The organism is Mucilaginibacter terrenus, from assembly GCF_003432065.1.
GTDB lineage: Bacteria > Bacteroidota > Bacteroidia > Sphingobacteriales > Sphingobacteriaceae > Mucilaginibacter > Mucilaginibacter terrenus.
Genome location: NZ_QWDE01000003.1, coordinates 1 through 12,077, shown reverse-complemented (window position 1 = coordinate 12,077; position 12,077 = coordinate 1). Strand labels below are relative to the sequence as shown.

Annotated in this window: 14 protein-coding genes; 4 read left to right on the top strand and 10 right to left on the bottom strand. The window is 41.0% G+C overall.

All coding sequences use genetic code 11. The annotated features are described in order from the left end of the window. The first annotated feature begins 33 nt into the window (after positions 1 to 33). Complete coding sequence (locus DYU05_RS15385) at positions 34 to 237, top strand: YwbE family protein (RefSeq protein WP_117384038.1); 204 nt, start codon at positions 34 to 36, stop codon at positions 235 to 237. Between the two features lie 73 nt (positions 238 to 310). Then, the gene (locus tag DYU05_RS15380; RefSeq protein WP_117384037.1) at positions 311 to 1,000 is read left to right on the top strand and encodes a DUF1345 domain-containing protein; all 690 of its coding nucleotides are present in this window, start codon (positions 311 to 313) and stop codon (positions 998 to 1,000) included. Positions 1,001 to 1,056: 56 nt separating this feature from the next. Here DYU05_RS15380 and DYU05_RS15375 read toward each other — a convergent pair whose 3' ends face one another. The 4 genes from DYU05_RS15375 to DYU05_RS15360 all read right to left on the bottom strand — a co-directional run bounded on the left by DYU05_RS15375 (position 1,057) and on the right by DYU05_RS15360 (position 5,124). Further along, a complete protein-coding gene (locus DYU05_RS15375) occupies positions 1,057 to 2,397 on the bottom strand; it encodes an MFS transporter (protein ID WP_117384036.1) in 1,341 nt (446 codons plus the stop codon). Between the two features lie 289 nt (positions 2,398 to 2,686). Then, complete coding sequence (locus tag DYU05_RS15370) at positions 2,687 to 3,403, bottom strand: hypothetical protein (protein ID WP_117384035.1); 717 nt, start codon at positions 3,401 to 3,403, stop codon at positions 2,687 to 2,689. Between the two features lie 25 nt (positions 3,404 to 3,428). Then, positions 3,429 to 4,688, bottom strand: coding sequence for a Y-family DNA polymerase (locus DYU05_RS15365; protein WP_117384034.1), 1,260 nt, complete (start codon positions 4,686 to 4,688; stop codon positions 3,429 to 3,431). After that, positions 4,672 to 5,124 (bottom strand): LexA family protein, encoded by a 453-nt coding sequence (locus DYU05_RS15360; RefSeq protein WP_165852090.1) that lies wholly within the window; start codon positions 5,122 to 5,124, stop codon positions 4,672 to 4,674. Before DYU05_RS15360 ends, DYU05_RS15365 begins: the two co-directional genes overlap by 17 nt. Before the next feature lie 94 nt (positions 5,125 to 5,218). Here DYU05_RS15360 and DYU05_RS15355 point away from each other — a divergent pair, with 94 nt between their 5' ends. After that, entirely contained in the window at positions 5,219 to 5,743 is a 525-nt protein-coding gene (locus DYU05_RS15355; RefSeq protein WP_133300246.1) for a hypothetical protein, read from the top strand. 54 nt (positions 5,744 to 5,797) lie between these two features. Further along, complete coding sequence (locus DYU05_RS15350) at positions 5,798 to 6,415, top strand: hypothetical protein (protein ID WP_117384031.1); 618 nt, start codon at positions 5,798 to 5,800, stop codon at positions 6,413 to 6,415. 76 nt (positions 6,416 to 6,491) lie between these two features. On the opposite strand, the gene DYU05_RS15345 is transcribed toward DYU05_RS15350, so the two are convergent. The 6 genes from DYU05_RS15345 to DYU05_RS21165 all read right to left on the bottom strand — a co-directional run. Then, positions 6,492 to 6,983 (bottom strand): hypothetical protein, encoded by a 492-nt coding sequence (locus DYU05_RS15345; protein WP_117384030.1) that lies wholly within the window; start codon positions 6,981 to 6,983, stop codon positions 6,492 to 6,494. Then, positions 6,983 to 7,429: a lysozyme gene (locus DYU05_RS15340; protein ID WP_165852089.1), complete on the bottom strand. Its 447-nt coding sequence runs from the start codon at positions 7,427 to 7,429 to the stop codon at positions 6,983 to 6,985. The genes DYU05_RS15345 and DYU05_RS15340 overlap by 1 nt, the downstream gene beginning before the upstream one ends. A 34-nt stretch (positions 7,430 to 7,463) precedes the next feature. Beyond that, positions 7,464 to 8,963, bottom strand: a complete 1,500-nt coding sequence (locus tag DYU05_RS15335) for a hypothetical protein (RefSeq protein ID WP_117384028.1) — start codon at positions 8,961 to 8,963, stop codon at positions 7,464 to 7,466. A 4-nt stretch (positions 8,964 to 8,967) separates the two neighbouring features. Next, the gene (locus DYU05_RS15330) at positions 8,968 to 9,723 is read right to left on the bottom strand and encodes a hypothetical protein (RefSeq protein WP_117384027.1); all 756 of its coding nucleotides are present in this window, start codon (positions 9,721 to 9,723) and stop codon (positions 8,968 to 8,970) included. Further along, a complete protein-coding gene (locus tag DYU05_RS15325; protein ID WP_117384026.1) occupies positions 9,724 to 10,299 on the bottom strand; it encodes a DUF6712 family protein in 576 nt (191 codons plus the stop codon). Next, a partial coding sequence (locus tag DYU05_RS21165) for a hypothetical protein (protein WP_205771904.1) occupies positions 10,299 to 12,077 on the bottom strand: 1,779 nt, incomplete at its 5' end. The genes DYU05_RS21165 and DYU05_RS15325, both read right to left, overlap by 1 nt.

Below are 12,077 nucleotides of genomic sequence, written 5' to 3'. Positions count from 1 at the left end.
CGTCTTATCGGACTTCCGGACTAAAATATCATTATGCACGGACGTAACAGAGCAGACATTTATCCCGGACTGGAGGTCGACATCATCCTCAAAAAAGATCAGCGCAGCGGGAAGCTGACACGCGGCGTGGTAAAAGACCTGCTCACCAGCGCCACGTATCATTCCCGCGGCATTAAGGTGCGGTTGGAAGACGGACAAGTGGGCCGTGTAGCCAACATTGTGGAAGAAGATTTTTAATCTTAACAAACATAGTCTTAACTTCAAATAAGTTCCCGACCTTTCCCTCGTCTATAGACCATAGACTTATCAGATGAAACCCGTTTCCGACCCCAAAAAATACGTTATGCTGCGCCTGGATGCGCATTATCGTTTATACCTGTCCTTACTTATTGGTGCTATTGCATTCCTGCTTGCCAGGCATATACCATCGGTTCCGGCAGTTACCCTCATTGTTTGGATCTCAATAGCATTAAGCATCATTGTACTCGACTGGATAGTGATCCTGTGGGCGCACCCTAAAGATATTCGTAAGCTGGTAAGTATAGATGACAGTAGTCGTTATTTCATCTTCCTGTTTGTAATGTGTGCCTCGCTTGTAAGCCTGGTAGCCATATACCTTTTACTGAAGTCGACCAAAGGCCAGTCGGAAGAGACGGTAGGTGCTTACATCTTTTTGGCCATGGGCGCCGTTGTGGTATCCTGGTGGCTGGTGCACACCGTATATACAATGCGGTATGCGCATCTGTACTATTCTACAGAGGACGGCAAAAAAACGCTTGCTGGCGGATTAGACTTCCCCGGTGATATCAAAGAGCCTGACTACCTCGACTTTGTATATTTTTCCTTCGTCATAGGCATGACGTTCCAGGTGTCAGACGTGGAGATCAGTTCCCGCCGCTTACGCAGGCTGGTATGGGCGCACGGGCTCATATCTTTTGCCTTCAACACTGCCATTGTGGCGTTGAGCATTAATGTGATATCGGGGTTGATCTCCAAGTAAAAACCTCGCGTAACCCTGCCCTGAAGGGTCGGCATTTCTGTAACATTATTTGAGCTTTATAGCCCCTCTCCTTCAGGAGAGGGGTTGGGGTGAGGCTCTTCTTCTATCTTAGAATGTTTATGCGTGTCGCGCATGGTAATGTACACGATCAGCGAGACAAATATGCACACTGTAACATACCAGTAAAACCATTCGGGGTGGCCCCATACCTTAAGCTGCAAAGCCAAGTATTCCGCCGAACCACCAAATGCCGAAACCGCTATGGCATAGGGTAGTCCTACACCCAGTGCACGCACATGCGCCGGAAATAGCTCCGCCTTAACTACAGCATTTATAGAGGTATAATTGCTTACAATCAGCAGTGCCAGCATGATCAGCCAAAAGGCAGTCCATTCGTCTTTGGTATGGCTTAACGCCATCATGATGGGCACGGTGGTGAGTGTCCCTAAAATACCAAAGGCATTAAGCAGCGGCTTGCGGCCGATCCTGTCAGACAGCATGCCAAACACCGGCTGTAGCAGCATAAATATAAAGAGGGTAATGGTTGATATAAGCGTAGCGGTGTTCTTGCTGAAACCACTGGTATTCACCAGGAACTTTTGCATGTAAGTGGTGAACGTATAAAAGGCAATGGTGCCACCAAGCGTTAGCCCAATAACGGTTAACACCGCGCGAGGGTGCTGCAGTAATGCCTTAATGGTACCGCGGTCGCGCTTTTCTTTGTTCTCTTTATTGGTAAAAGTCGCAGGCTCGTGCAGGCTGCGGCGCAGGTACATGGTTATTATGGCCAGCGCCGCTCCAATGCCAAAAGGTATGCGCCAGCCCCAGGTATGCAGCTGTTCTTCTGTCATGAAAACGCGCTGCAGCAATACCAGCACACCAAGCGCCAGCAACTGCCCCATAATAAGTGTTACATACTGAAAGCTGGAGTAAAAGCCACGATGCTTTTTGTCCGCCATTTCGCTCAGGTAAGTGGCACTTGTGCCATATTCGCCACCGACACTTAGCCCCTGTATTACACGGGCAAGTACAAGCAGTAAGGGTGCTGCAATACCAATGGTGTTGAAGTCAGGAGTTATGGCAATAATAAGCGATCCTGCACTCATGAGCAGTACACTCCAGGTAAGCGCGGCTTTACGGCCTTTTTTATCGGCGAAGGTGCCCATCAGCCAACCACCTATTGGCCGCATCAGGAAACCGATCGCGAATATGCCGGCTGTATTAAGCAACTTGGCCGTTTGGCTGCTCGATGGGAAAAAGGCATCTGCAAAATAAAGTGAGAACGCCGAATACACATACCAGTCGTACCACTCCACAAGGTTACCCAGCGATCCGCCCACAATGGAACGTATACGTGCCGCGGTAGTAAGGTGCTGGTGAGGAATTGAGGTGTTCATAATGGCTTACTGGGTGGCAAGGTATAAACATTTTACCGGTTTATAAACTTGTAACGGCGGCAGTTATACGCTCGTTTTCTTCAGATAAACAGCACAAATAAATTGATAAACACTGATGTACACCGAGATATAAATTAAAAATTAAACCTTTTATTTGATAACTTTATATTACAAATCCAATAGTTTAGGCAAAAAAAAGTGCCTCTATTTCGTTTAAAGGCACTTTTTATTTTAGTAAAAACCGGATTTTTTCCCTTTTTGCTATATTTTTTTCCCTTTTTATATTGGGCTATTTTATATCAAGTAACCGTTGCACTACATCCGTTCCAGTTGAAGATAACAGGTCGTGTATTAATGGCTTAACCGGGTCAAACAATGAATCGGCTACCAACGTACCACTGTATGTAGCAACCACTCCGGCAGCCCTTTGATGCCATTTTTTCTTACCTAAGATGTAATCAGTTTTTAACGAACTAAACTCTTCTTTAAGTTCATCAATGTGATTGTAAACAACCTCTTGACCTGCTTTCAATGTTTCAAGGCTGTCAAGAATAGAATCTATCTTAGTATTTAATGACGCTATTTCAGTTAGTTGAAAACTATCAGCAGAAAATCTAAAACCAGACTTTTCAGCTAACGTATAAAGTTGATATTTAATTGAATCAAGTAAGGGTTGATATTCAATTATTACAGATATAAACTCAATGTCAAGATTCTTGCTTTTTGTAATAGCCTCTAATTGTGATTTTGATTTTGCGATTTCAGAGCTTTCAATCTCCAATATGTGATTGAGTAAAGTTGATACGAATATGAAGCCATCGCTACTGCTAAACTTACTCCATTCATCTTGGATGTGGCTCAAAGTATCTTTCTCATTACCTCTGTAGCCTTTGTATATTCCTTGGAGAATAGATTTGGAAAGATAGAACTCGATGAAGTCGTTTGCCCTACGTTTAATGACATCCTCAAATCTGAAATTAGGAACAGGAATTTTTATATAATCCATAGTAAGTTTTAAATAGCTATGCAATCTACTTAATTGTTATAATATCCTGTAACCGGGTGGTGTACTTAGGGCTTAGATGCTCCTGTTTCATTTTCCATTCTCTGGCAAACCCTTGTTGCGCTGACCTTACGGTATCCCGACCATTTAAACGATTAATCCGGTCTACCTTCTTAATGATTTCAATTTCCTTATTACGGGTATCAGCTAAGAACAGGTTCTGCGTACCATCTGTATTATTGCGAAGGTCAGTAAGCATCACACCAACACGTTTGTACAGGTATCCTTTCCGGTAGATAGCTTTTAAACCTTCTACGGCTCTCTTAATCAGGTAAGGTGTATAGTCAGTGGGTACATCACACACGGTTGATATTTCAGGAAAGTACTGAGCATCTGTTTTAGAAAAATTGTTAGTGCCTAACCAAACAGTTAATCCTCCGGCTACAAACTTCTGTTTACGTAGCTTTTCAGCAACCCGTGCAGTGTAGTTTGCCAGTGCTTCACTTATGGGTTCAAACTCGGTTTGATAGATACCAAAGCTTTTTTGGGATGCAATATTTTGTTTGGCAGGTTGTACCAGTTCCAACGGTATACAGCTTAAACCCTGCAACTCATATACCGTACGTTGGAGTACTACACTAAATTGCCGTTTAGCCCAATCTTCGTCTACCATTGATAAGTCATAAGCGTTGAATACACCTACTGAGTTTAGGCGTTTGCCTATTCGGTGACCAACACCCCAAACATCTGTTACATCTGTGTTTCTAAGGGCATCCAGACGTTTTTCTTCGGTGTCAATGATGTACACCCCAACATCCCGGTACTTCTTCTTAGCAATTCTGTTTGCAACTTTGGCAAGTGTCTTAGTTGCGCCTATACCAATGGATACGGGTACACCAGACCAGTGTGAAATTTTATCCCTCGCATCCTTCACATAGGTGAACAAGTCACGGTACTTAAAGCCCTTACAAGACACGAACGATTCATCTATGCTGTAGTCTTCAACATCGTGAAAAAAATCCCGGATAATAGATTTAATACGGGCTGACATATCACCGTAAAGAGTGTAGTTACTGCTGTAGCCAATGATGTTATGTTTCTGCATCAGCTTCTTCACCTCAAAGATGGGTATAGCCATTGTAATACCTAAAGCTTTTGCTTCTTCCGACCGGGCTATAATTGCACCGTCATTATTAGAGAACACCACAACTGGTAACCCGTTTATTGAGGGGTCAAAGTTCCGTTCACACGAAGCGTAAAAATTGTTGCAATCAATAATGCCAATCATTGCTTCGGTTTTTCACGTTTTGGATAACAAAGGTGATAACACCCCAAATTCTAAAGTCAGTTAGTTCTTGAATTATGATAGGTGGGTAATCAGGATTAGCGGACAGTAACCGTATACCTTGTAGTTTGTCAATGTGAAGGATTTTGGCGTTAAACTCACCATCAATAGCACATACCACTAAATCTTTATGTTCCGGCTTTTCGCTCTTATCGATAACAGCTATGTCACCGTCATAGATATATACATCTTTAAGGGATTGCCCGGTAACCCTGCCTAAGAACGTACTGGCAGCATTGGATATGCAGATGTCATCAAGTGACAAACATTCTTCTAAGTAGTCATCTGCCGGGGATGGAAACCCCGCCTGTATGTTAGATAGGAACAACGGTAGTTCCGTGTCTGATTGCTTAAATCTATAAACCTGAATATTAGCCACACTTTTCACAACATCAAAAATGCTAATACTGTTAGCACAAATTCAAGTGTGTGAAAAAATATTTATGTTTATCTTTGAGAACCAAACCGTTATTATGAAAAAAATTGCCCTCCTTTTAGCATTGATTGCTTCTTCAACGTCTTATGCCCAAACTTTGATTAATAAAAAAGACGATTTCACTGGTAAGCTGATAAAAGGTGCGACTGTCAACTTCGTCGCAGCTAATAATGTGAACTTTATGGAATCACTGACATTTATGCAGAACGATGATAAAGTACTTGTTGGCTTATTAATGAATATGCCAAGCGGTGAGTTTGGCGCTTATCAGGGTTTGGACGTAAACAATATGTCAATTCTTATTAAAATGCCTTCTGATAGTATCATCAGGTTTAATCCCGATGGTAACTCAAAAATTGTAAATAGTGGTTCATCCAGTATGCTGCTAATAAGTTCGGAAATTACCCCTGCACAACTAAACTACTTTGCAAACAATCAAATAGCTGCACTACGGTTAGCATTAAGAAAAGATGATTTTGGTATTGACCTAACTGTTAAGGACAAACAAAAGAAGCAGATTCAGAAAGCTGCTGCTTTTATGGTAAGTGAAGAAAAAAACTAATTAATTGTACAATGAAAAGAGGGTCAGCCCCAAGAAAATAATAATAATAATAATATGACAAGTCGCTTTTTCATTACAGCACTGCTACTCATTGTAGCGAAACCATCGTTTTCTCAAAGCGTAAACTTGTTACAACAATTCGATAAGATACCTTTGGGTGGTCAGAAATACGAGCTTATAGGGTATATGTCGAATCACGAAAGCTTTGGAATGGAAGAAAAGGAATATGAATTTATATATAAAGGGCATTCCAGTAAATCTTACGCTAACGACACTGTACGAGTAGTTTTGGATTTTCAAGAAGGGGTGCTGTACCGTAAGGTTTTGAAATTTAAATATCCAATAAGCCAAATGGATTATGCAAAAAGTCAATATCTAAAAACTCAAAATTACCTGAGAGCAAACAATAAATGGTTAACGGTTTATACTGGAACAATTTCAAATGAAGCGTTTGGCGGAGACATAGGTGAATCTGTAACTTTCAATTTAACTAAGTCTATCAAGAAAACAAATCATAAAGAAGCAATCTTTGAAGCCACTTTAGATTTCAAGTATAATGAGTACTCTAAGGTGACTACCGCAACCGTAATAGGGTATGAAGTCTGTGTAGAAAGTGTTGACCTTACTAAAACATCGTTAGATGCGCAAAAGGGTTACACTGCAACTCAATAAATTATATTTCCCCTATTTCTTACTTTTAATGGCATCTAGTACGGTTAATGCAATGGTTGCTATTAAGCGTATGATATTACTTAGTTTCATCTTTGGTCTCCTTATCTTCTTTGTCTAATTTTTTACCCGGCATCAGGTTGCCGATTTGTTTACTAAGCACACCCCAAATTGAAGTGCCTGTAATTATCTCAATGTTCTCAATGATACTCTTTAACTCTTTTAGGGATACAATACCAGAATAGAATAGCATCACCTTAATTGCATCATTGGTGATACCGTGCTGAACTGCATAGGTACAGACTACACCAAAGGTGTAAGCAATCATCTTTTCTACGCTGAGACCTATCTTAGCTGCTGTTACCGGGACACCAGTTTTTAGAGATTTCCAGATACCTGTAATCAAATCAGCACACAATAAGAAAACAGTAAGACCTATCAATTCATAGGTAGGTGCAAGGTAAATGCAGAAAGTCCAAACAATCATTTTCCAGACGTTTGATACCATAAACTTAAACAAGGCTGTGTAAGACAATTGTAGGTTATTAAATATTGTAAGTAGGGTTTTCATTAGGCTTTGAAGTATAGTTTAGCTTCGTCAGCACGCCTTTTCGTAAGAGTGCTATTTACCTTGTCCCCGGCTTTGTTCCACATAGCAAATGCTGCTGTAATCCTTTCTGGTGATTCCCCGGCATTTATCCGTTTAACCAAAGTGGACTTGCTGAATCCGGCTTTACCAATGTTGTAAGCCAAAGACACCAAAGCATTAAACTGATTTTGGTTAAGAGGTACTTTTATAGCTGCTGAAATTGCTTTTTCAAAGTCAGCTACAACGGCAGTGAACATATCATCACACTGTTTTAAGCTGATAACATCGCCTAACTTAACTTTTCTGCCATCAGGATAATAAGTCAAACCGCAACCAATGGTAGGAACACCTACTACATCTTTATAAGCTTTAAGCTTTACACCTTCTTTCAGGTAAATAAAATCCCGTCCTGCACTATCTATTTTCACATAGATAAATAGTATGTACAAGACGGTAATTACCTTAAAACATAGCTGTCCAGATACGGGCTGTAGAACCGTTTACTGATGACATATTGATGGTTGCGGGTGCAGTCGTTTGCGCTAAGATTGTACCGTACAATTTTGTATTATTCGGCAGGTTGGCGTTTGATATTGCAGCATTAAGCAGAGTTGGGGCGCAAGCAATCGTTGGTGCTGTCGTTGTGCTTGAAGCGCAAAATAGCATACCTAAGAAATACATTCCCGGTGCTGCATTATACGGGGCTGTAAAATAGATATTCACGAAAGTGTTAGCACTGTTTGACCACAATGTTGGCACGTTACCTGTAGTTGCTACCTTAGTAAGTACACCACCAGAATAAGAGTATAATGAAATTGAGTTCTCATTATTTGCCGTGTAAACACCTTGCCCACTTTGGTAAAAAGTAACACCGTACAATGTAGTTGCAGATGTTACAGGTGTTAAAGCTAACGTCTTAAACTGCTGTGTAACTACCGTCATTGTAGTAGTCATTTCATAAACGTTTGCACCAAAGGATTGAACTTTGTTTGGTGAAGTCATCAGATTTAAAGCCTTTTGAGTTTCAGTATTAAGGTCAGTGTTCAACGGTAAGAATCTACCATCAAATAAAGTGTCACCAGATGCTACACCGTAACCTGCCAAAGTGGTTGAACCGCTTGCCGGGGTGTAACCCAAAGCAGTAGTAACTTGTGATTTTGTTACACCAGTTAAGAACTTTGAATCAGAAGTAGTCTTATCATAGTAGTTATTAAAATCAACGGTATACCCTGTAAGATATTTAGCATCTGACTGTGATTTGGTATACACATTTGATAAGTCCGGGGTGTAACCAGTTCCCAAATACTTAGCATCACTTTGTGCTTTGGTGTAGTAGTTAGTCAAACCAGAAACAGGTGTATAGCCTAAAGCCACGGTAACATCAGTTGACGTTAACCCGGTTAAGTAATTACCTTTAAATTGATAGCGGGTATCTGCTGCTGACTTATTGTAGTAATCACTGAGGTCAACGGTATACCCGGTTAGGTACTTAGCGTCTGACTGACTTTTAGTGTAATAACCTGACAGGTCAACGGCAAATCCGGTTAGGTACTTAGCATCTGATTGAACCTTCGTATAGTAACCTGATAGGTCAACTGAATACCCGCTTAAAGGCACGTAGCCCAAAGCATCAATAACATCGTTAGATGTTACACCAGTCAGGTAATCACCTTTGATTTGAAATTTGGTATCAGCTTGTGCTTTGGTGTAAGCATCAACCGAACCAGAACCCCCGGCTGCTTTAATGACCAAATCTTCATCAGCAATGCCATCTTTGAACCAGTATTCAACTATGATTCCATCAATCAGAATACCTACGGTTTTACCCATACGTAAAGCACCCGGCACTGTAGCTAAGGCTTCTTCAATCGAAGCATAAGCAGGTAAGCCACCGCCGTAAAACCAGTCAACATTGCCCGGATTAGTTAACTTAATCCCTATCGGTCTTTCTTCACCTATCATTTTTTTATCTCACTCTTATCTTGTGTTTATGGCTTGTACTATAGGGGACAGCTTGTTCATAGTAGTACAGATTATAAACGGTATTATCTTTGGCTGTTAACGTACCATTACGCACGTATAAAGCCGTTAAATCTAAATTTGATGCACTGGTATCATTTACTAATTCAAGGCTGTACAGGTCATCTAATGCAATAACAAAAGGGTTGCCTAAGCCAGTGTCTAAAGTTGCTTCTGTAGCCTGTGTTGACGTTAACCCGCTTAAACTGGTTGGTACACCGTTAACAGCACCGTAGTACATTACTGGTTTAGCCACTGACAGGTTATCATCAATTGGAGTGATGCAGTTATCACTTGCCCGGAACTGGTTGAAAGTAATTACGAATACAGCCCCGGCAACCCTGTCACCGTTCGCATCAGTAAACTTCTGAATACTGGTATCCGGGCTAATCTCATAATCAACATTAACCTGATTTTCGAAGTAAGTTAACAGGTCATCAGCTATCAGGTTGCAGTCACTGTAAATTTCAAATTCAGAAGCAGGTACATTAGGGTCAAACAAGTCACCAATGATGATTTCAAATTGGTGGCTAATGTTATCTCCGCTGATACGCTGCGTTACATAATCAATGTGGGCAACCGGGTAAACTATCTTATAATAGGCTGCAAAATCAGCTTCGTTACTGGTAAGTACCGTATTGATTTGCTTGTGCTGCTTTAAGTACTTTTCAAGTAATTTGATATACTGGTTAATGGTAATCACTTAGTAAATTATTCTTCGGTAGTACCCGGTTTTATAAGCCGAAGCCCTGTAAGCTTCTTCTTCATTAAAACTGTTATCCGGTATCGAAATCCCGGTAATTGCAAAAGTTGTATCTGTTGAGCAGGGTGCTTCTGTTTCCGGGTCTTCGTCTGTTTCCAGATGTTCAATCAGAAACCGTTTATACCCCTCTAATTTGGTGGTGTAATTGGATTTAAGACTCTCCAAGTCCCGACCGTCACCTGTCTTAGCATTATCATCAGTAATGTTTTGAACGCCCTTATTGGTTAGCTTGTAGTGAAGCGGACTGATGCTATAAAGTAAGCTGCCATATACCATTACAGGTTTAATCACGTCAAACAGTAAAGTATCTTCATCTGAGTACGTGTAACCACTGATTGTAGCACCCGACACCAGTACGTTTGATAGCCGTTTGTAGGTGGCTTTACCTAATACCTGCTGTAGTTCCAGTTCCTGGAACTCAGTGATGCATTGACTTAATATCTTTTCGTCAACATTGGTCTGTACGATTGAACTATCTTTCAGTTCCTGTACGCTGATAAACTGTATCTTCTTCATTACTGCACACCGCCCTTTCTTATCACTCTTACTTTTGACCACTGGTGACGGCACTGGTTTTCTGCTTTGCCTGTAGCGGGGTCGGTATACCATCCACCACAATGAGCATAGACATCATAGCCAAAGATTGAAGACATCGTTTGAATGTCAGCACGGCTATAAAGACGGTCGTTATTGATAAGCTTTACACAAAAACCCCGGCTTGTATCAATCAAGGGTTCACCATATCCCGGACGTACCTTATACTCATACATTACCTGCACTTCGTTGCCCTGTTTTGGGGCTTCTACAGGCTTAATGTTGACTTTGCTATCCGTGATGTCAGATTTGATTATTTTAGCTTCTGTAAGCTTATTTAGCCTTTTTGTAAGGTCATCTACTGATATTAAAGTATCCAGTTTAGACTTAATATCTGCTTTAATTTGTTCTAATGATTTACCATCAATCTTTTCAGTTATCAGGTAATTGTCAATCTGGTCATCAGCAAATTTTGAGAACTCATTTTCTACAAAGTCAAAATCAGCTTTATGAGTTCCTAAGTCTTTTACCAGTTCAAAATCTGCATCTGTAAGCATCTTACCAGTAGCCGAAAATCTATTCTGATTAAATGCCGGGGCTTGTACCGGGGCTGCTGCCGTTAACAGTTTAGCACCTTCGCCGTTAGGCAAAACAGGCTTACCATCAATCGCTCGGAGTTCATCTATAGTGAGTACCTTTTCACGGGTTGCGCTCTCTAATGAAGCTGAAAACAGCGTTGTTTTGTCTTTAAATTCTATTGCAGGTAGCCCGGCATCAGCAAACAATTTATTAAGCCCGGATTCAATCACATTACGGGTGTTCTTAACCCACGTCTGTTTAAAAATCTCAAATTGAATTTCGAGTTCTGCACCGTTACCGCCTAAGCTGCCTTCGGTTTCAACACCAAATAATAAACGGGTTGCTGAATGGGATTGCAGGATAGCATTCTCAATTTTCTTAACTACTTCAATCAGTTTGGTAGCGTAATCATCACCTGCGATTGTATTTATTTCAGGTGCTTTACCATCTGCGTTATTCCAAGATAAAAGGTACTTTAAGCCGTCAACACCCTTGTAGGTTTCCGCAAACTTTCTTTCAAAAGCTTTAGCATCTTCTGCCGTTGGAACACCTTTAAAAAAGTTGATGATATGCGCCGGGCTGAAACCGTCTTCAATGTTGTTTTTGTTAAAGTTGTTAATCAGGATGTCAGTTACCATTGCGGTAATTGCGCCTGAATAATCTACGTTCGGGTAAACAGTTGATACAGATGGTACGTAGCCTGAATAAAAGAAAACCTTTGATTTGCGGTCTTCGTTCTTGCCCTTAACCCAACGGTCATAGGTCAGTAGGTTCTTTTTGGCTTGCCAGTCATCACACACCCAAAACTTAGTTTTAGATTTGTTGCTTCTTAGTTGGTTAGCCGGGATATGGTTAAAATATAATGGCTTATTGTTTAATAGGTCATACTGTACTTCAATTGCGAAGTAGTTGAACACTACATAATCGTAAACCAACTTTTGTATCAGTTCTTCGGCAGTGTCTACCGGGTTCAGGTCAGCTTTAAACGCCTTCGTGTCACCTTTGGTAACGATACCGTCACCCATTAAAAAGTTTACCTTCTTAGAGACTATACTGGAGATTCTGATGAACGAGACCACCTGATTCCGGGGCAAGCTGACCACCAATTCCGGGGCAAACTGACCAGGGGATTCCGGGACAAACTGACCACCCTCAACGTGTAGCAAATGCTGTAGAAGCAA

Coding starts and splice junctions, on each gene's coding strand:
- DYU05_RS15325 (WP_117384026.1), bottom strand. CDS start 10,299: ATGAAGAAGATACAGTTTATCAGCGTACAGGAACTGAAAGATAGTTCA.
- DYU05_RS15345 (WP_117384030.1), bottom strand. CDS start 6,983: ATGAAAACCCTACTTACAATATTTAATAACCTACAATTGTCTTACACA.
- DYU05_RS15385 (WP_117384038.1), top strand. CDS start 34: ATGCACGGACGTAACAGAGCAGACATTTATCCCGGACTGGAGGTCGAC.
- DYU05_RS15370 (WP_117384035.1), bottom strand. CDS start 3,403: ATGGATTATATAAAAATTCCTGTTCCTAATTTCAGATTTGAGGATGTC.
- DYU05_RS15355 (WP_133300246.1), top strand. CDS start 5,219: ATGAAAAAAATTGCCCTCCTTTTAGCATTGATTGCTTCTTCAACGTCT.
- DYU05_RS15365 (WP_117384034.1), bottom strand. CDS start 4,688: ATGATTGGCATTATTGATTGCAACAATTTTTACGCTTCGTGTGAACGG.
- DYU05_RS15380 (WP_117384037.1), top strand. CDS start 311: ATGAAACCCGTTTCCGACCCCAAAAAATACGTTATGCTGCGCCTGGAT.
- DYU05_RS15335 (WP_117384028.1), bottom strand. CDS start 8,963: ATGATAGGTGAAGAAAGACCGATAGGGATTAAGTTAACTAATCCGGGC.
- DYU05_RS15350 (WP_117384031.1), top strand. CDS start 5,798: ATGACAAGTCGCTTTTTCATTACAGCACTGCTACTCATTGTAGCGAAA.
- DYU05_RS15375 (WP_117384036.1), bottom strand. CDS start 2,397: ATGAACACCTCAATTCCTCACCAGCACCTTACTACCGCGGCACGTATA.